This is a genomic window from Streptomyces sp. NPDC038135 (assembly GCF_055601245.1).
In genome coordinates this window covers 224994-243610 of sequence record NZ_JBVJXS010000005.1, presented here as the reverse complement: position 1 = coordinate 243610, position 18617 = coordinate 224994, and the positions used below count along the sequence as shown (strand labels likewise).

The window sequence follows — 18617 nt, the reverse complement described above, 5'->3', positions numbered from 1 at the left end:
AACCATATGCCCGCGTTCGGGCGGAAGCCATGGGCCGGACGGCCGGGGTCCCGGACCGGGGCGCCGAGGGGCGGCGCCCCGGTCCGGGAGCGGTGGCCGCGGGCTCAGGCCGCCGGCGCCGCGGCCTGCTCGTCCGGCGCGGACCGCGCGGCCGGCAGGGCCGGCGCTGTGACCCGGACCGGCTCGATGCCGGCCGCGCTGTGCCGTTCGGCCCAGTTCTCCAGGGCCTTGCGGCAGGCGTGGTCCAGGTGGTGCAGGCCGGACAGGTCCAGCCGCACCGGACGGTCCTGGGGCAGCGACTCCAGGCTGTCGAGGATCTTCGGCAGCCGCAGGAAGGTCGCGTTGCCCGACAGGTGCGCCTCGACCGGGCCCGCGCCCTTGTCGACGACCTCCAGCCTGAGGTGGGAGGCCTCCCAGGCCGTCTTGACGACCGCCAGGGCGAGTCCGACGAGTACGCCCTCGAACATGCTGACCGCCACGATCGACACCGCGGTGACGCCCAGGATCAGCGCCTCGCCCCGGTGCTCGCGCCACAGCGCGCCCAGCGCGCGCACCGGCACCAGCTTGGCCCCGGCGTGGATCAGGACGCCGGCGAGGGCGGGGATCGGGATGAGGGCGAGCACGCCCGGCAGCAGCGCGGCGAACAGCAGCAGCCACACGCCGTGCAGCACCCGGGACGCCTTGGTACGGGCGCCCGCCTGCACGTTGGCCGCGCTGCGCACGATCACCGCGGTCATCGGCAGCGCGCCGAGCAGCCCGCACACCGTGTTGCCGGCGCCCTGCGCGATCAGCTCCCTGTCGTACGCGGTGCGCGGCCCGTCGTGCAGCCGGTCCACGGCAGCCGCGCTGAACAGCGACTCGGCGGACGCGATCAGCGCGAACGCGACGACGGTGCCGAGCAGCGCGGGACCCGCCAGGCCGGTGAACGCGCTCAGCGGCGGCGGCTGCACCGAGCCCAGCAGCCCCTTCACCTCGACGGTCGCCACCGGCAGGTCCAGCACGGCCGCGGCCGCCGTGGCCAGGCCGACCGCGGCGAGCGGACCGGGCACCGTACGGACCCGGGCCGGCGCGAGCCGCCACAGCACCAGGACCGCGACGGTGCCCGCGCACAGGGCGAGCGAGGCGAGCGCCGGTCCGTCGCCTAGGGCGGCCACGAACGCCCGGGGGAGCCCGGCCACCTTGCCCAGGCCCGAGTCGGGGGCCTTGGCCGCCATGGCCGGATACAGCTGGCCGGCTATCAGGACCAGCCCGATTCCGGCCAGCATGCCCTCGACCACGGAGACCGAGATCGCCCGGAAGTACCGGCCGAGCCCGAGCGCGCCCATGAGCACCTGGAGCAGGCCGGTGGCGAGCACGATCACGCCGAGCGCCGGCAGCCCGAACTCCTTGACCGCCTCGAAGACCAGCACGGTCAGTCCGGCGGCCGGCCCCGACACCTGCAGGCTGCTGCCGCGCATCAGCCCGGTGACGAGGCCGCCCACGATGCCGGTGACGAGTCCCAGCTCGGCCGGCGCCCCGGAGGCGACGGCCACGCCCACGCACAGCGGCAGCGCGACCAGGAAGACGACGAGGGAGGCGGTGAAGTCCCGCCGCAGATGGGGGAAGCGGGATATGAGCGTCGGCTTAGTCATGGGTGCGCTCACAGGGCTTCGAAGGTGTCGGTCTGCGGGCGGTGCGTCCGTACGGCGCCGGTGTGCACCTCGTAGTACCAGGCGTGCAGGTCGATCCGGCCCTGCGCCAGCCTCCGCTCGACGCACGGGTACGAGCGCAGCCGCAGCAGCTGGGTGAGGACGTGGCTCTGGACGCCCTCGGCCACCTCCGGGTCCTCCGGGGCGCCGGCCGGGCGCGCGGCGGCGTGCGCGAGCCAGTCGCGCACGGCGGGTACGGAGGTCAGGTCGTCGCCGCGCACCAGCGCGCCGACGGCGCCGCAGTGCGAGTGGCCGCAGACGACGACGTCGCGGACGCCGAGCACCTCGACGGCGTACTCGATGGTGGCGGCCTCGCCGGTGGGGCGCTGCGAGGCGTAGGGCGGGACGATGTTGCCCGCGGTGCGGAGCTCGAACAGCTCGCCGGGGCGGGCGCCCGTGATCAGGGCCGGGACGACCCGGGAATCGGAGCAGGTGATGAACAGGACCTGCGGGGACTGGCCTTCGGCGAGCTCGGCGAACTCCTCAGGGCGCTGTCCGAACGTACGGGCGTTGTCGATGAGGGGCTGCATGCGTGTGGACTCCTCCTGGCGCGCCGCACCGGCGCGTCGGGCTTGCACGACGGTCGTGGGGGGACGAGCCGGCTCTCCTCAGCGGCGGAAGACCTGAAGTGCCGCGGGGGAGTGGGCTCCGGAGGATCTCGTGGTGCGGTGCGGGTCACCGGCCGGGGCCGGTGACCGCGGGGCGGCCGTCCGCCGGGGTATGAGCGGGTGCTCCCGCGCGCACCCGGCGGCGGGCGCGCGGTGCCGGTCCCGGGTGTGCGGGGTGCCGGTGGGTTCCTTCGGGCGGCCCGGCTCGCGGAACGGGTCCGCCTGCTCGGCCGGCCGCTGCGCGGAGGACGTCATTCCGGTCCAGGCGTTGGCCTGTGCCTCACCGACGGTGTGCGCGGCTGCGAAGGTTCCCGCGGATGTGAAGAACTGGAGCGCGAGCAGGGCGGCGGTGAGGAAGGTGAGGGTGGTCCGGGCTGTCCTGCCTCGGAACATGCGGCCCCCCTCCGGAAGTTCACACCTCTTGCGCGTGCCAACCATTGGTCAACGGATGGTCAAGAAACACGTTAGCCCCGCGGAGTCCTTTGCAGGGTCAACCGGGTGTTGAGTGCGCAAGAGAGCGTGAAAAAAGCGGGTCCGATGGCGTGAACCGGCTCTTGACCGGCCGCCGCCCGATCGCATATCGGGCGGCCGTGGGGCGACGGGCTACGGGGTGACGAGGCCCCTGGCGTCCCGGGCCAGCGCGGTGAGCCGGGATATCGCGCGGAAGTACTTCTTGCGGTAGCCGCCGTTCAGCATCTCCTCGCTGAACAGCCGGTCGAACGGCAGCCCCGAGGCCAGTACCGGGACCTCACGGTCGTACAGCCGGTCCGCCAGCACCACAAGGCGCAGCGCCGTCGACTGGTCCGGCACCGGCGCCACGTCGGTGAGGCACACCGCGCTCAGCCCGTCCGTCAGCGCGCCGTACCGGCTCGGGTGCACCTTCGCCAGGTGCTCCAGCAGGTGCGGGAAGTCGTCCAGCGAGGCGCCGGGCGTGGCGTACGCGGCCTTCGTCACCTGCTCGTCGGTGAACGGCGCCGGCGCCTCGGGCAGACCCCGGTGCCGGTAGTCCTCGCCGTCGATCCGCAGGGCGCGGAAATGGGCGGACAGGCCCTGGATCTCGCGCAGGAAGTCCGCGGCGGCGAACCGGCCCTCGCCGAGCTTGCCGGGCAGCGTGTTGGAGGTGGCGGCGAGCGCGACGCCCGCCTCGACCAGCCGGCCGAGCAGCGTGGAGACCAGCACGGTGTCGCCCGGGTCGTCCAGCTCGAACTCGTCGATGCACAGCAGCCGGTGGTTGCTGAGCGTCTGCACCGTCTGCTGGAAGCCGAGGGCGCCGACCAGGTTGGTCAGCTCCACGAAGGTGCCGAACGCCTTCAGCGCGGGCTCGGCCGGGGTGGCGTGCCACAGGGAGGCGAGCAGATGGGTCTTGCCGACGCCGTAGCCGCCGTCCAGGTAGACCCCGCGGGGGCCCGCCGGGGTCTTCGGCGCCTTCGCCCGGCCGAGACCGAGGAAGCCCCGCTTGCCGGCGCCCGTGGCGTGCGCGCCGCCGAGCCCGGCCGCGAAGCCCTCCAGCACCCGCACGGCCTCGGTCTGGCTGGGCTGGTTCGGGTCCGGGATGTAGGTGGCGAAGCGCACCGAGTCGAAGCGCGGCGGCGGCACCATCTCGGCGACCAGCCGGTCCGCGGGGACGTGCGGCTCGCGGGCGGCGAGGGAGAGCGGGCCCGCGTCGGTCAGGGGGCTGGAGCCATGGGCTGCGGTGGAGGACGACACGGTTACCCATGCTAAGCGCCGTGTCACACTGCACGACATGCGACGCCTGTTCCCTGTGACCGACGAAACACCAGACCAGGCCCGGGAGTGGAGCCTCGCCGAGCTGGCCGCCGCCTACGCCTATCCGGAGCCCGCCCCCGGCGCCCCGGCGCCGTGGCTGCGCGCCAACATGGTCTCCACCCTCGACGGCGCCGCCCAGCACGAGGGCCGCTCCCAGCCCATCTCCAGCGCGGCCGACATGCGCGTCTTCGGCACCCTGCGCGCGCTCGCCGACGTGATCGTGGTCGGCGCGGAGACGGTACGGCAGGAGGGTTACCGCCCGGCACGCGCGCGTGCCGAGTTCGCGGCGGCCCGGCAGGCCGCGGGCCAGGGTCCGGCCCCGGCGATCGCCGTGGTCACCGCCGGCCTGGAGCTGGACTTCTCCCTGCCGCTGTTCACCTCGCCCCTGGTGCCGACCCTCATCCTCACCGGCGCCGCCGCGGCCCCCGACCGGGTCGCCGCCGCGGAGAAGGCCGGCGCCCGGGTGGTCGTCGCCGGTGAGGGCATGGGCGTCGAGCCCGCCCGCGCGGTGAACGCCCTCGCCGGCCTCGGGTACACCCGGCTGCTCACCGAGGGCGGCCCCCGGCTGCTCGGCCAGCTGGTGGCCGCCGGGGTCCTGGACGAGCTGTGCCTGACCGTCTCGCCGATGCTCACCGCCGGTGACGCGCAGCGCATCACCGGGGGGCCGTCCGTCGCCGTCCCGCGCCGCTTCGGCCTGGTGTCCCTGCTGGAGGAGGAGGGATTTCTCTTCAGCCGGTACGCCCGGTCCTGAACGCGACGGAACGCACCGTTCCGTTCCGCTCCCGGGCGGGCGGACCGGGGCCGACCGGTGTGATCCGCCGGACAGCCCCCAAGTCCGGTCTAGCGGTGCGATCACGGGGCAGGATGGTTTCCGCAGGGCCCTGCAGGGCCCACGGGAGGAGAGAGGCGCCGGGTGTTCACTAGCGTTCTGATGATCGAGAAGGCCTTGTCGTCGGTCGACGTGGAGTTCGTCACCACCCTGCACGGGGACGAGCCGGTCTCGTTCCACGTGCTTCTCCAGCCGCGCGGAGACCAGGACCGCCTGCTGCGGGCCATCGACGACATCGCGCTCGGCGAACTGGACGACGCCGTCCGCGAGGGCAGGACGCCGGAGGGCGAGGCGGCGAAGGAGCCCGCCGAGAAGGCGCTGGCGGTCTCCCTGCGGGCGCTGCGCGCCGCGGGCAGCGCGGCGCAGGGACGGCTCGTCGAGGACCATCCGCTGGACGCGCTCAAGAGCCTCGTCGGCGAGGTGGGCGCGGACGAGGTGATCGTGCTGACCGCTCCGCACTACGTGGAGGAGTTCTTCCACCGCGACTGGGCCTCCCGGGCCCGGCACAAGGTGGGCGTGCCGGTGCTGAAGCTCTTCGCGCACGGCGAGGACTGACCCTCGCGCACGGCGAGGACCGACCCTCGCGCACGGCGAGGACCGACCCTCGCGCACGGCGAGGACCGACCCTCGCGCACGGCGAGGACCGACCCTCGCGCACGGCGAGGACTGACCCGCACGCAGGGCGAGGACCGGCCCGGCGGCGGCCGGGTCCGGCGCTGGGGTCCTGCCCGCCTGCGCGGGCGGCCGGGCGCGAGCGCATAGGCTAGGCACGCTCAGCCCGTACCGGATCTTGGGAGAAACGCGCATGGCACCCGGACTTCCTGCCGCCATGGACCGACCGCACTTCATCGGCATCGGCGGCGCCGGGATGTCGGGGATCGCCAAGATCCTCGCCCAGCGCGGCGCCGAGGTGGCCGGCAGCGACGCCAAGGAGTCGGCGACCGCCGAGGCGCTGCGCGCCCTCGGCGCGACCGTGCACATCGGCCACGCCGCCGGGCACCTCGCCGACGACGCGAGCTGTGTCGTGGTCTCGTCCGCGATCCGCGCGGACAACCCGGAGCTGCTGCGCGCCGCCGAGCTGGGCATCCCGGTGGTGCACCGCTCCGACGCGCTCGCCGCGCTGATGGAGGGGCTGCGGCCGATCGCCGTGGCCGGCACCCACGGCAAGACCACCACCACGTCCATGCTGGCCGTCTCCCTGGGCGAGCTGGGCCTGCGGCCGTCGTACGCCATCGGCGGCGACCTGGACGCCCCGGGCTCCAACGCGCTGCACGGCGAGGGCGACATCTTCGTCGCCGAGGCCGACGAGTCGGACCGCAGCTTCCACAAGTACGCGCCCGAGGTCGCCATCGTCCTCAACGTCGAGCTGGACCACCACGCCAACTACGCCTCGATGGACGAGATCTACGAGTCCTTCGAGACCTTCGCCGGCCGCATCGTGCCCGGCGGCACGCTGGTGATCTCCGCCGACCACGAGGGCGCCCGCGAACTCACCCGGCGGCTGGCCGGCACGGTGAGGTGCGTGACCTACGGCGAGGCCGAGGACGCCGACGTGCGGGTGCTCTCCATCGTCCCGCAGGGACTGCGGAGCCGGGTGACCGCGGTGCTCGACGGGCAGGAACTGACCTTCACCGTCTCCGTCCCCGGCCGGCACTACGCCCTCAACGCCGTCGCCGCCCTCGCCGCGGGCGCCGCGCTCGGCGTACCTGCCGCCGACCTCGCCTCCGCGCTCGCCGCGTACACCGGCGTCAAGCGCCGGCTGCAGCTCAAGGGCGAGGCGTCCGGGGTGCAGGTCATCGACTCCTACGCGCACCACCCCACCGAGATGACCGCCGACCTGGAGGCGATGCGCGCCGCCGCCGGCGACGCGCGCATCCTCGTCGTCTTCCAGCCGCACCTGTTCTCCCGCACCCAGGAGCTGGGCAAGGAGATGGGCCAGTCGCTGACGCTCGCCGACGCCTCGGTCGTGCTGGACATCTACCCGGCCCGCGAGGACCCGATCCCCGGCGTGACCAGCGAGCTGATCATCGAGGCCGCGCGCGCGGCCGGCGCCGACGTCACCGCCGTGCACGACAAGGCGGAGATCCCCGCGGTGATCGCGGGAATGGCGAAGCCCGGTGATCTCGTTCTCACCATGGGCGCGGGCGACGTGACCGACCTGGGCCCGAAGATCCTGGACCGCCTGTCGCAGCAGTGAAGGGGCTGAGGCTCATGTCGTACAGCGTCGAGAAGCCGGACGAGCAGTGGCGGGCGGAGCTGACACCGGCCGAGTACCGCGTGCTGCGCCAGGCCGGCACCGAGCCGGCCTTCACCGGTGAGTACACCGACACCAAGACCAAGGGCGTCTACTCCTGCCGCGCCTGCGGCGCCGAACTGTTCACCTCGGACACCAAGTTCGCGTCGCACTGCGGCTGGCCGTCCTTCTACGACCCCAAGGACAGCGACGCCGTCGAGCTGATCGAGGACCGCTCCCACGGCATGGTCCGCACCGAGGTGCGCTGCGCCCGCTGCGGCTCCCACCTCGGCCATGTCTTCGAGGGCGAGGGGTATCCGACCCCGACCGACCAGCGGTACTGCATCAACAGCGTGTCGCTGCGGCTGGCGCCGGACGAGGACTGACCGGCCCCGGCCGGCCGCGCCCGCACCCGGCCGGGTGCGGGCGGGTTCCGCTGCCCTGCGGCGCACGACGCGGCGGGGTGCTTCGGCGGCTCGGGGTCGCCGTCGGTGCCAGTCCTGTCGCGCCGGATCGCCGGGGGGCCGGGTGCCGGCTGGCCGGAACATCCCGGTTTGAGATTCTGGGCGTGTGGCTGGCCGGCGCCGGTCATCTGCCGCCCCTGCTGATCGGCCCGGACGGCGCGGCGGCACTGCTGCCGGTGCCGGTCGGGCCGCCGCTCGGCACCGGCCTCGGCGGATACGAGTCGGTCACCCACCCGGCCGCCCCCGGGCAGACGCTGCTGCTGTTCACCGACGGCCTCGTGGAACGCCGCGGCGAGGACATCGACCGCTCCCTGGCCCGTCTGGCCGGCCTGCGCTTCCCGGCCGGCCAGGACATCGAGGCCGTACTGGACACCGTCCTGACCGGACTGGACGCCCGGCACGCGGAGGACGACGTCGCCGTCCTCGCGGCCCGGCCGCACCCGCGCCGCCCGCCCGGTGAACCGCCGTACGGGACAAGGGCGTCGAGCTGACCGGAGGCCCGCCCAGGATGGCCATTTGTGGTGCTCCCGGCGGGCGGCCATCTTCCGCAACCCGATCGATTGAGCAACCATGAAAGGGGACGGGTGTGCTGTCGTCAAAAGGGGGACGAGCCGTGGATCTGTCGGCACCCGATGTCGAGACCGAGTTGGTGGATCTCTCGGAAGTGCCGTTGGCGGCAGTCGGCTCCCTGGAGTCCGCGGGTCTGACCACGGAGGCGCGGCGCCTGCTCGAACGCGTCGACGATCCGCCGACGCTGGGCGACGCGTCGAACGCCAACTGCAGTGAAGCTGCCATGTCCTGAACCGGTCCATGGTGAGGAGAGCCATGTTGGACGGAGGACCCACCTCCCGCGACGGAGAGAACGGGTCCGGTCCGGGCCCGCACCCCGCCGGGGCACGGCACCGGCTGAAGTCCGGGCACTTCCTGCGACTCGCTCGGGGCGGCGGCGGCCGGGACGCCGTCGCCGCCCTCCGTTCGGCCCAGCGCAGCCGCCGGCTGGTGCTGCTGCGGGTACTGGTGGAGGCCGTGGACGGGCACGGCCCGGAACCCGGGACGCTGCCCCCGGCGCAGGCGGCCTGGGACCTGCTGGCCAGGGCCGAGACGGCCGACCCGGCGGCCGTGGAGGCCGTCCTGCTCCACCCGAGCGTGGGCAGCTGGCTGGCGCGCACCCTGCGGGGCCTGCGCGCCGAGGCCGACCGGGACCGCCCGCGCGCGGCCCTGCGGGACGCCGGGCACGTGCACTGCGTCGCCGCGGCGGCGGCCCTCGGAGCCGGCGTGCCCTTCCGTACTCCCGTCCCGCTCACGGACGACGCCGTGATGTTCCCGTCCCTGGGCTGCGCGAGGTTCGACCGGACCCCCGCCGAACCCGTCGCCGTGGCCTACCGGGACGCGGGGGGCGCCGGTGTGCGCTGCTCCTCGGGCACCGTCCCGTTACCCGGCGACCTCACCCGGGACGCCCCCGGCTGGTGGGCGCTGCGGCGTCTGGGGTCGCCCGGCGCCGGGCCGCGCGCCGCGCCGCTGCTGGACGACCTGGACCCGTGGCGGCACTTCCTGCGCCGCCTGCCCGTCGAACGGCTCGACGACGCGGAGGCGGCCCACTGGCAGAGCCTCTTCGAGGCCGCCTGGCCCCTGGTCGCCGGACAGCGCCGCATCGACCCCGAGGGGATCGCGGCCTGTCTGCTCGCCATCACCCCCCTGCCCGACCGCAGCCCCGCCGACGTCTTCAGCGGCAGCGACCCCGAGGCGTACGGGGGAGTGCTGATGACGAAACCGGCCACACCGGCCGAGCTGGCCGTGGCCCTGGTCCACGAGGCGCAGCACAGCAAACTCAGCGCGCTGATGGACATGACCGCACTGCTGCGCGGCGGTCTCGAGGAGACCCACTACGCGCCCTGGCGCGCCGACCCCAGGCCGCTGCGCGGGATGCTGCACGGGGTCTACGCCTTCCTGGGCGTGGCCACCTTCTGGCAGACCGTCCGCGAGCGGCCCGGCCTCACGGACCCCGAACGCGCGTCGGCCGACCTGGAGTTCGCGCTGCGCCGGGGACAGGTCGAGGAGGGGCTGCGCACCCTCTGGGCCGGGGCGGACCTCACCGCGGCCGGTGAGCACTTCCTGCGCGGCGTCGAGGAGTCCCTCACCGCCCTGCTGAAGGAACCCGTGCCCGCGGCGGCTGCCTCGGCCGCCCAGGAGGCCCGCGACGACCACCGGATCGTCTTCCGGCTCTCCCAACTGCAGTGCGAGTCCGGGCAGATCGAGGCCTGGGCCGACACGGTCGCCGACGGCGCGCCGCCACCGCGCCTCCTCCCCGGCGCCCGCCCGCGTACAGCGCCGGTCGCGGCGGAGATCCGGACCCGGCTGGTGCGCATCCGCGTCCGCGACCCGGAGCGCTTCGCACGGCTGCGCGCGGACCCGGCGGCCGTCGGGGCCTCGGACACGGACCACGCCTGGGCCGCCGGCGACCGCGGCCGGGCCCTCACCGGCTACCGCCGGCAGGTGGCCGAGCACCCCGGCGACCCGGTCGCCTGGGCCGGTCTGGCCCTCAGCCTCCCCGCGGGCCCGTCCCGCGACGCCCTGCTGCACCGCCCCGAACTGGTGGCCGGCGTGCACCGCGAACTGCTGCGCCGGGGCCGCCCCGAGACCCCGGAGACCGTCGCCGCCCGCATCGCGCGGGCGGCGGACCTCACCGGCCGGCCCGTCTGACCGGACGGGCCGGCCGGGCCCCGCCGGGCGGCGGCCCGGCGGGGCGGGTCAGCGGTGGACCTCGACGTCGCAGTCCGCGCGCATGCCGCGGGCGCAGCCCACGGTGGCGGGGTGGCTGTTGCCGAGGACGGAGCGGTAGCGCTCCAGCGTGGCGGTGTGCAGGCGCTGGGCCTCCTCGGCGCGGCCGAGTGCGCGCAGGTCGAGCGAGAGGTTCATCGAGCAGGCGAGGGTGGCCGGGTGGTCGTCGCTCAGCCGGGCCTGGCACTGGGGGAGGGTGCGTTCGTCGATCGCGAGGGCCTCGGTGTAGTCGGCGAGGGCGTAGTGGTCGCTGGCGAGGTTGATGGCGATGCCCAGGGAGGCGGGGTGCTCCTCGCCGAGCGCCGCGCAGTGCGCCGCGTAGGTGTCCTTGTCCTCGGCGAGCGCCTCGTCCACCTCGCCGATCAGCCGCCGGGTCACCGACAGGTCGGCGGCGGCGGCGAGGGCGTAGGGGTGGCGGGGGCCCAGCAGGTCGCGCAGGGTGTTCAGGCACTGGACGCCCACCGCGCGGGCGCGGTCGAGGTCGGCGTTCTGGCGCAGGTCCATGGAGAGGTTGAGGACGGTGGCCGCGACGTTGAGGTTCCGCTCGCCGAACTTGCCGCGGTACAGGCGCAGGGTCTCCTCGTTCAGTTCCAGCGCGCCGGCGTGGTCGCCGGCCTTGCGGCGGGCGACGGCCAGGGTACGGGCGGCGATCAGGCTGACCGGGGCGGAGCGGTCCTTGATGACGTGCCGGACTCGCTGCAGGGTCTCCTCCTGCATCTCCCGGCTGCGCAGGTAGTCCCCGGACTCCCGAACGTCGATCGAGAGGTTGCTGGTGATGAGCAGGGTCAGCAGGGCGTCGTAGCCCAGGGAGCGGTTGGCCGCGTCCCGGGCCTGGGTGTCGATGTCCAGCGCCCGGGTGTACCGGCCGACCAGCCGGAGGGCGAGGGCGTAGTCGTTGGCGGCGGCCAGCAGCGTCGGGTCGCCGTCCTCGAAGACCCGCACGGCCCGGCGCCAGCGGTCCTCCTCCAGCTTCACCGAGGCGTCGAAGTCGCCCCTGACCTGGGTGCTCTGGGAGACCGCGCCGATCGCGGCGAGGGTGTCGGGGTGGTCCTCGCCGACGCTCTCCCGCAGCAGCCGCAGGCTTCGGTCGTTGAGTTCCGAGGCCTCCCGGAAGTGGCCCAGGGCGCGCAGCGTGTGGCCGAGGGTGCCGGCGACGTTGAGCGTCTGCAGATCGGCCTCGCCGCGCCGGCCGTTCCAGGTCTCGACCACCTCGCGGCCGTACTCGGCGCAGGTGAGGTGGTCGCCCGAGCGGTACAGGTAGCGGATGAGGTTGACCACCATGTCGCGCACCCAGCCGTCGTCGCAGTCCAGGGCGCGGGAGAACCGGGCGTGGACGAGCAGTTCGGCGTACCGGGGCCAGTTGCCGGCCGCCACGTCCAGCGGGTCGGCGTTGGCCAGCAGGATGTGGGCCGCGTGCCGCATGTCGGCCTGCTCCTGCGGGGACATGCGGCCCACCAGCACGGCCCGCACCAGGCGGTGCATCTGGATGGTGCTGTCCCGGTGGTTGATCTTGATGAGGGAGTACCGGTTGATCTCCCGGAGCGCCTCGCCCAGCCTGACCGGGCTGCGCAGCACCTGGGTCAGCTCGGCGGGCAGCTCCACGCCGCGCACGCCCACGAAGATCCGGCGGGGGATGGGCTCGGGAGCGAAGAACGAGCAGACCTGCAGGAGCTGATGGGCTCCGGGGTGCCGTTCGGCCAGCCGGCCGAGGGACATGTTCCAGGCGGCGGCGACCGGCTCCGGGTAGTCCACCGGGACCCCGGCGGCGAGCAGTTCGCTGCGCTGGGAGTCGAGGTCGGCGCGTTCGTCCTCGAAGATGTGCAGGTACTCGTCGACCGGCATCCCGGTCTCCGACAGCCAGGCGGCGGCCTGCTCCAGGGCGAGCGGCAGATTGCCCAGGGCCTGGGCGATCCGGGCCGCCTGCTCCGGCTGGAGTTCCGGGCCGCGCCGGGCGAGCAGCTCGATGCTCTCCTCGGTGGTGAACACGTCGATGTCGACCGTCCGCGCGATGCGGCCCCACTGGGCGTTGCGCGAGGTCACCAGGATCCGGCCGGTGTTCTGGGCGGGGAAGAAGCGCCGCACCGCCTCGGGGTCCTCGGCGTTGTCGAAGACCAGCATCCAACGGCGGTAGGGGCGGCCGGAGGCCAGCGCGGAGAGCACCGTCGCGATGGTGATCTCCTGCTCGCCGCCCGTCTCCAGGCCGAGGGCCGCGCCCAGCTGGGTGAGCGACTGGCGGATCTGCTCCGGGCGCTCGGCGGAGATCCACCAGATGACGTCGTACTCCGACGCGTGCTGGTGCACGTACTCGATGGCGATCTGCGTCTTCCCGACCCCGCCCAGGCCGTGCAGCGCCTCGGGCAGCACGGCGGTCGCGCCCTCCGTGGTCAGTCTCTGGTGGAGCGCCGCGAGTTCCCTCGCCCGCCCGGTGAAACTCGGGTTCCGGGGCTGGACGTTCCACACGGCGGGATCTCCGGCCCGGCGCTCCTCCGTCGGCGGCGCGCTCCGGACGAGGGGGACTGACACTGGTGCTCCTTTTATCGAATCATCGGGTGCGTCGGGTAAGTCGCGTATGTCGGTCGGCGGCGCGTCCGCCGTGCGATCGCTCGCCGCTCCGGCTTGGGGTCGATCCGTGCCCGAATTACGGCTATTGGTCACGTTTATCACCTCAGACTGGTCGGTCTGGGCCGGAAGAGCGGAAGTGGACTGCTCCAAGCGGCTTCGGAGCACGCGCGAGGATTCCAGATAGGGGCCGCTCAGTGCCCTGGTCACCTTCACCTGAACGTGGGCGTACGGGATGAGCCGTTCGGGTAACGGCAGGTCGCCCGGAGCGGCCCGCGGGTCGTCCAGCAGCGCCCCGAGCTCCCGCAGCGGCTGCCACTTGCGGCCCAGCCGCTCCAGGGTGCTGCGCAGCAGATAACGCGTCTCGTCCCGGGACCCGGCCGCCGAAAGCATCAACTCGCGCACGCCGTCGTGGAATTCGTAGGCGACGTCCAGCTCGTCGAGCGGGTCGGCGCCGACCCTGCGCAGCAGGCCGCCCAGCATGACCTCGGCCAGTTCGCCGGGTCCGGAGCGCGTTCCGCCGGCCCGGAGGACGTGCTCCATGGTGGGGATGTTGAGCGGGATCGCGGCCAGGCGCGCGGCCAGTTCCCAGGCCGCCGGGCTCGCGTCGGCCCGGAACCGCGACACCCGCTCCATCGGGTCCCGCGGCGGCTCCGCCGCCGCCTCCGGGTCCGGGTGGCGGCCGGCGCCGGGGGAGGTCACCCACACGTCGTGCGCGCCGGCCGCCAGCCCCGTGGCCAGCCGGGCCCAGCGGCCGAGCCACGCCGGGGCCAGTTCCAGCACCGGGACGACCGCCGTGTCCGTGCCGCCGCGCACCTGCCAGGTGCTGTTGGGCGCGCCGGGCCCCGGGACGCGGACCCGGGCCAGGTGGGCGGGCAGCCCGGTGCGGTGCCACACGGCCTCGCCCAGCACGTTCACCACGGCCACCGAGGCGTGCCGGGCCCACTCCGCGAGCAGCCGGGCCGCCCGTCCGCCGCGCCAGCCGGGCCCGACGCCGTCGGTCACCAGGAACACCACCTGGCGCCCCCGGTCGGGCGGCCGCACGGTCAGCGGCGAACGCCCGACGCGCCAGGGCGGTTCGGACTCCGCCAGCCGGTCCCCGTCGAGGGTGTGCACCCGGATGTCGCGGAACGCGCCGGTGTGCCGCAGGACCTGCTCGAAGTCGGCCACCGTGCGCCGCCACACGGTCATCGACGAACTGACGTCGGCGACCAGCACGGCGTCCATCCACCGCTCGCGCAGCGGCCGGAACTGCGGGATCCAGCGGAGGCTGAGCGCCGTGGAGTCCGCGGTCGCCTCCTCGTCCAGCTCGGTCCGCGTGGCCGACGCGGTGGCCCGCTTGAAGGGGCGTAACGCCCGGGCCAGCTCACGGGACCGGATCGCGGGCCAGGCCGCCCGGTGCACCGGCGCGTGCGGACCGCCGGCGGACGGGGCGCCGTCCGGCGCCGGCCCGGCCGGGGCGCCGAGCAGCGCGTCGGCCCGCGCGGCGCCGTCCGGGTCCGGGGCGTACGCCCGCGGATCCGTCTCGCCCCGGGCGTCCTGCTCGGGCGGCGCGGGGGACGGCGGGGCGCCGTGGTCCTCCTCCGCCCCCTGGGCGTCGGCCGGCGGAGGTTCGGCCGCCTCCGGCTCGGGCCGGGGCGGAGGGCGGTCCGCCGCCCGCTCGCCGGTGCCCTCGCCCGCCCCGACGGCCAGCAGGACCAGCGCGTCGGCGATCTCGGACCACGAGGCGCCGAACGATCCGGGGTCCGCGGGGACCGGTTCGGTGCCGTCGTCTCGCGTCACGGCTCTCTCACGCCGTCGAGCCGGTGCCAGACGGCCCGCAGCAGTGCCTCCCAGTCGGCGCCACGGGAGTAGGCGCCGGACGTCGCGAGCCAGATGGAGTTGAGCAACTGGTCGGTGGCCAGGCCGTTCTCCTGCGCGCTGCGCTCGGCGAACAGGCGGATGAGCTCGGCGACCCGCGGATCGTCGTCCCGCGACCCGAGGTGCGCGGCCACGATGTCGGCCAGCCGGTCCCGCTCGGGCTCCCTGACGTGCAGATGCAGACAGCGGCGCAGGAAGGCGGGCGGGAACTCCCGTTCGTCGTTGCTGGTGACGACGACGAGCGGGAACTCCCGGCAGCGGACCCGGCCGTCCCGGATCAGGACCGTGCGGTCGGGGTCGTCGGACCGCACCTCCACCACCGGCCGGTGGCCGCGCAGCCGGGCCAGCTCGGGAATGGTGAACTCGCCCGCCTCGAAGACGTCGAGCAGGTCGTTCGGCAGGTCCATGTCGCTCTTGTCGAACTCGTCGACGAGCAGCACCCGGGGAAGCGCGTGGGGCAGCAACGCCGTGCCGAGCGGACCGAGTTCGAGGAACGCGCCGATGTCGGACGACGGCGCCCCACCGTCGCCGGACGGTGCGCCGTCGGCGGCCGTGGGCCGGGAGTCCGACGTGGCCGCCGCGTGGATCCGGCCCACGGCGTCGTAGCGGTACAGACCGGAGGAGAGGGTGGTCCGGGAGGTGACGGGCCAGCGCAGCACCCGTCCCAGCCCCAGCTCGCGGCTGATCCGGTAGGCCAGCGACGACTTGCCCGTGCCGGGGCGGCCGGTGACCAGCAGCGGACGGCGCAGGATCAGCGCCGCGTTCACCAGGTCGACCTCGGTGGGGTCGGCCACCATGCCCTCGCGGGTCGCCCCCAGTCTGCGCCGCAGCTCGGCCTCGTCCTGCGGCGGCGCGGGCGGCTCCACCGACGCCGGCGCCCCGCCGGTCCCCTCCCCGTCCGCGGAGGCGGAGGAACCCGTGAACGTCCGCCAGGGCGGGGCGGCGGGCAGTACGTCGGCCAGCTCGATGTCGTGCAGCGGCAGGCCGGTGCCCCGGTAGATCCACCACGGCCGCGGAAGGCGCGCGGAACCCGCCCCCGTGCCGTTCCCCTCGAATTGGGCAGCGCCGGTCATCGACCGTCCACCCCCTGGTCCGGTCCCGTCAACGGCTGAGGGCTCTCGACCGGCCTCGTCGGGTCGTCCCACAGGAGTACCAGATGGTGCCCCGGATGATCGTCGCGGCCGTTCAAGGAACCCCCGTGGGCTTCGGTTCGCAATTCTGTCACGGCCTCGCGGAGGCCTGAAAGGTCGCGGAGCAACGCGTTGTCGGACTGAACAACGTCGGGCGGTGTGCTCAGGTCACGTGTCTCCCGTGAATCCCAGAGGAGGGCGGGAACCCCGCACCTCAGGGCGACGAGTGCTTCCTGCGCCCCCTCGCCGCCGCCCTCCGGCGGCCGGGACAGCACGAGGCAGCCGACCGACCTGTCCCCCTTCAGCCGGGCGTCGAGAGCGGAGACGTCCCCGGGCCGCGGGTCCTCGGCCCGCCGTCCGCCCACCACCAGCGGGCGGACCAGCTCGGGGGTGTCCCGGACGGCCGCCCAGCGCTGCCGCCAGGGCCGGTACCAGCGAGGTGTCCGGCTGCGCTGCAGGCTGCGCACGACGACGCAGTACCCGACGCTCAGGTACGACACCGGATCGCTGTCCAGTTCGGTGCGGAAGCGGTGCACCGGCAGGTTGAGGTCGTCCGTGCCCAGCAGGAACTCCACGTGGATGCGGTCGGCGTCCCGGGCCCAGTCCTCGTCGGCCGCGAACACCAGCCGCTCGACCTCGCGTTCCGCCTCGGCCGCCGTCACCTCCACGCTTCCCTCCTGACGCGGACGCCAGGAGTCCGGGGCGTCCGGGTCGTAGTGGCGCCAGGAGGTGAGCAGATAGCGCCCCGGTTCCTCCCGGCGCAGCAGCCGCACCACCAGATAGGCGTTGCCCGGCTCGGGGCTGGACGCGTAGGCGGCCTGCTGCCGCAGGCTGCGCAGCTCGGTCAGCAGGGACAGGGCCTGCGCCTGGGCGTCGTTCCAGGCCCGCAGCGTGAAGCTGCGGTCGTGCGGCGCCTCGGCGGCCACGTACTCGACGAAGGCCAGGGTGGGAGGCAGCCCGTCCGGGCGGGCGTTGAGCCGGCTCAGTCCCTCGAAGGCGCTCCAGGCGTCGGGGTAGGGGGGAACCGGCCGCAGATCGGCGACCGCCCTGCGGCACAGGGCGGGCAGATTGGGCGGCGCGAGCCCGTCGAGCAGCGGCCGCAGCGACAGGACCTCGTCGACCGGCAGCGCGGGGTCGGCGAGCAGGTCGTCGGTGAGCGCCCGGATCTCGTCGACGTCCTCGCCGAACGCCCGGAGCGCCTCCAGCAGCGCCCGCATGGTCCTCGGGTTCTCCAGGCACACCGAGGCGAGCTCCAGGAGGAAGTAGTGCGCCACGTCGTACTCCCGGACCGGAGCGGGCGCGCCCAGCTCCTTGGCCATGAGCCGCAGGCACAGCGCCCTGGAACCGCGCTCCTGTAAGCTCGCACACCTGCCCAAGGCTTCCGCAAACTCCCGTACGAGTCCGAGACCGCCGCCCCCGTAGGCAGTCATCTCTCATCCCTTCGTGGCCGTGCACTCTTCCACAGCCCTCGGCCCGGGCCAAGCGGTTCCGGTGAACGCCCGGCAACTGTTCATTTTCGTCAACACGCTTGTCACTCAGATAAGTTGACGAGCCATCAAATAGATCCGCACCTCCTCGACCGCCGGGGTCCCGGGCCACAGCGCGTCCAGCGCCTCCATCAGCGGCTCCCACCCCCGCATCGATTCGCAGGTCCGCAGCAGCGACAGCGCCTCCAGGCGGACGCTGTGCTGGCGGCTGGTGAGGACGCCGATGCCGGGCAGGGCGTCCAGGAGCTGCTGCCAGGCGGCGGGTGCGCCGATGCCGGGCACGTCCAGCAGCAGCGTCGTCAGTTCACCCAGTTGCCGGGTGGACAGGGCCGCGCCCCGGGGCGTTCGCGCCGACCGCGGCGGGACGCCCGGGGTGTCCGGAGAGCCCGGGACGCCCGGGGCGTCCACGCTGTCCGGGGCGCCCGCGGCCTCCAGCGAGGCCAGCAGCTCGAAGGCGAACGCCGCCGCGTGGCGGGCGGCGACCGGCTGCCAGTGGGTGTCGTGGGCCGCGTCCTTGTCGCCCAGCAGATCGGACACGCCCCGGACGACGAGGGCCTGCACCCGGGGGTTGGTCCGGGCCGCCGTGAGCAGACCCAGCCCCTCCGTCTCCACGGCCAGCGCGTCGCCGGCGACCTCGGCGAGCAGCCTGCCGGACGCGGACTCGGCGTGCGCGACGACCTTCGAACCGGCGGCCAGGGCGCCGACGTACGCGGCCGGCGTCTCCGCGGGCGGCGGCGCGATACGGCCCTGCCAGCGCCGGTCGGCCGCGACCAGCCGGGCCCGCTGCACCAGGGCGAAGGCGGACGGCCAGGACTTGACCCGGGGCCGGAAGACGCCCCGCTCGTCCCGGCCGCTCTCGTAGCCGTACACGGTGTCCGCCACGACCACGTCCCCGAGCCGCGCGTCCTTGCGGCCGCCCGCGACCCCCACCAGGAGCAGGACCCGGGGACGCAGCCGGGCGATCGCCCGTTCGGCCAGCACCGCCGCCAACTCGTTTCCCTGCCCGGTGAGTTGGACGCCGACGGTGAGCCGGCCGTGGTGCCCGGCGAAGTGGCCGGTCTCGTGGACCGCGCCGTCGGCCGTGCGCCGGTCGCGGCCGGGTTCCAGATGACCGACGACGGCCAGGTACTCGCATTCGATCGCCGTCAGCACGAACGCGTCGACCCTCTCCGCCCGCACCGACCGCCCCCTCCCCGTGCCCGGACCCCCATGGT

Annotated in this window: 15 protein-coding genes; 7 read left to right on the top strand and 8 right to left on the bottom strand. The window is 74.4% G+C overall.

The features are described from left to right. Positions 1–104 precede the first annotated feature (104 nt). The 4 genes from ACZ7JA_RS15925 to zapE all read right to left on the bottom strand — a co-directional run bounded on the left by ACZ7JA_RS15925 (position 105) and on the right by zapE (position 4003). A complete protein-coding gene (locus ACZ7JA_RS15925) occupies positions 105–1631 on the bottom strand; it encodes a SulP family inorganic anion transporter (protein ID WP_470808760.1) in 1527 nt (508 codons plus the stop codon). An 8-nt stretch (positions 1632–1639) separates the two neighbouring features. Continuing rightward, a complete protein-coding gene (locus ACZ7JA_RS15920; RefSeq protein ID WP_351666820.1) occupies positions 1640–2218 on the bottom strand; it encodes a carbonic anhydrase in 579 nt (192 codons plus the stop codon). Positions 2219–2296: 78 nt separating this feature from the next. Continuing rightward, on the bottom strand, positions 2297–2689 hold the full coding sequence (locus ACZ7JA_RS15915) for a hypothetical protein (RefSeq protein ID WP_404026555.1): 393 nt from the start codon (positions 2687–2689) through the stop codon (positions 2297–2299). 210 nt (positions 2690–2899) lie between these two features. Further along, positions 2900–4003, bottom strand: coding sequence for a cell division protein ZapE (gene zapE, locus ACZ7JA_RS15910; protein WP_351666824.1), 1104 nt, complete (start codon positions 4001–4003; stop codon positions 2900–2902). Between the two features lie 37 nt (positions 4004–4040). Here zapE and ACZ7JA_RS15905 point away from each other — a divergent pair, with 37 nt between their 5' ends. From ACZ7JA_RS15905 to ACZ7JA_RS15875, 7 genes are all read left to right on the top strand, one after another. Then, positions 4041–4814 carry a pyrimidine reductase family protein gene (locus ACZ7JA_RS15905; RefSeq protein WP_351666826.1) on the top strand — a complete coding sequence of 258 codons (774 nt, stop codon included), beginning with the start codon at positions 4041–4043 and terminating at the stop codon, positions 4812–4814. 162 nt (positions 4815–4976) lie between these two features. Beyond that, positions 4977–5447 (top strand): indole-3-glycerol phosphate synthase, encoded by a 471-nt coding sequence (locus ACZ7JA_RS15900; protein WP_351666828.1) that lies wholly within the window; start codon positions 4977–4979, stop codon positions 5445–5447. Between the two features lie 250 nt (positions 5448–5697). Further along, positions 5698–7089 (top strand): UDP-N-acetylmuramate--L-alanine ligase, encoded by a 1392-nt coding sequence (gene murC, locus ACZ7JA_RS15895; protein WP_389448059.1) that lies wholly within the window; start codon positions 5698–5700, stop codon positions 7087–7089. 14 nt (positions 7090–7103) lie between these two features. Further along, on the top strand, positions 7104–7511 hold the full coding sequence (gene msrB, locus ACZ7JA_RS15890) for a peptide-methionine (R)-S-oxide reductase MsrB (RefSeq protein ID WP_351666832.1): 408 nt from the start codon (positions 7104–7106) through the stop codon (positions 7509–7511). Between the two features lie 182 nt (positions 7512–7693). Further along, on the top strand, positions 7694–8080 hold the full coding sequence (locus ACZ7JA_RS15885) for a SpoIIE family protein phosphatase (protein WP_470808755.1): 387 nt from the start codon (positions 7694–7696) through the stop codon (positions 8078–8080). Positions 8081–8202: 122 nt separating this feature from the next. Next, positions 8203–8391 (top strand): hypothetical protein, encoded by a 189-nt coding sequence (locus ACZ7JA_RS15880; RefSeq protein WP_351666836.1) that lies wholly within the window; start codon positions 8203–8205, stop codon positions 8389–8391. 23 nt (positions 8392–8414) lie between these two features. Continuing rightward, a complete protein-coding gene (locus ACZ7JA_RS15875) occupies positions 8415–10289 on the top strand; it encodes an HEXXH motif domain-containing protein (protein WP_470808753.1) in 1875 nt (624 codons plus the stop codon). 48 nt (positions 10290–10337) lie between these two features. On the opposite strand, the gene fxsT is transcribed toward ACZ7JA_RS15875, so the two are convergent. The 4 genes from fxsT to ACZ7JA_RS15855 all read right to left on the bottom strand — a co-directional run bounded on the left by fxsT (position 10338) and on the right by ACZ7JA_RS15855 (position 18582). Further along, positions 10338–14708: an FxSxx-COOH system tetratricopeptide repeat protein gene (gene fxsT / locus ACZ7JA_RS15870; RefSeq protein WP_450749638.1), complete on the bottom strand. Its 4371-nt coding sequence runs from the start codon at positions 14706–14708 to the stop codon at positions 10338–10340. Next, on the bottom strand, positions 14705–15859 hold the full coding sequence (locus tag ACZ7JA_RS15865) for an AAA family ATPase (protein ID WP_389448067.1): 1155 nt from the start codon (positions 15857–15859) through the stop codon (positions 14705–14707). Before ACZ7JA_RS15865 ends, fxsT begins: the two co-directional genes overlap by 4 nt. After that, positions 15856–17346 carry a VMAP-C domain-containing protein gene (locus tag ACZ7JA_RS15860; protein ID WP_470808750.1) on the bottom strand — a complete coding sequence of 497 codons (1491 nt, stop codon included), beginning with the start codon at positions 17344–17346 and terminating at the stop codon, positions 15856–15858. The genes ACZ7JA_RS15865 and ACZ7JA_RS15860 overlap by 4 nt, the downstream gene beginning before the upstream one ends. A 105-nt stretch (positions 17347–17451) precedes the next feature. Then, complete coding sequence (locus ACZ7JA_RS15855; RefSeq protein ID WP_470808748.1) at positions 17452–18582, bottom strand: phosphorylase family protein; 1131 nt, start codon at positions 18580–18582, stop codon at positions 17452–17454. Positions 18583–18617: the final 35 nt, after the last annotated feature.

Bases quoted from the DNA above. Each gene is read 5' to 3' on its own strand.
- ACZ7JA_RS15925 (WP_470808760.1), bottom strand. From the start codon at position 1,631: ATGACTAAGCCGACGCTCATATCCCGCTTCCCCCATCTGCGGCGGGAC.
- ACZ7JA_RS15915 (WP_404026555.1), bottom strand. From the start codon at position 2,689: ATGTTCCGAGGCAGGACAGCCCGGACCACCCTCACCTTCCTCACCGCC.
- ACZ7JA_RS15920 (WP_351666820.1), bottom strand. From the start codon at position 2,218: ATGCAGCCCCTCATCGACAACGCCCGTACGTTCGGACAGCGCCCTGAG.
- murC (WP_389448059.1), top strand. From the start codon at position 5,698: ATGGCACCCGGACTTCCTGCCGCCATGGACCGACCGCACTTCATCGGC.
- msrB (WP_351666832.1), top strand. From the start codon at position 7,104: ATGTCGTACAGCGTCGAGAAGCCGGACGAGCAGTGGCGGGCGGAGCTG.
- ACZ7JA_RS15875 (WP_470808753.1), top strand. From the start codon at position 8,415: ATGTTGGACGGAGGACCCACCTCCCGCGACGGAGAGAACGGGTCCGGT.
- ACZ7JA_RS15905 (WP_351666826.1), top strand. From the start codon at position 4,041: ATGCGACGCCTGTTCCCTGTGACCGACGAAACACCAGACCAGGCCCGG.
- ACZ7JA_RS15860 (WP_470808750.1), bottom strand. From the start codon at position 17,346: ATGACTGCCTACGGGGGCGGCGGTCTCGGACTCGTACGGGAGTTTGCG.
- ACZ7JA_RS15865 (WP_389448067.1), bottom strand. From the start codon at position 15,859: ATGACCGGCGCTGCCCAATTCGAGGGGAACGGCACGGGGGCGGGTTCC.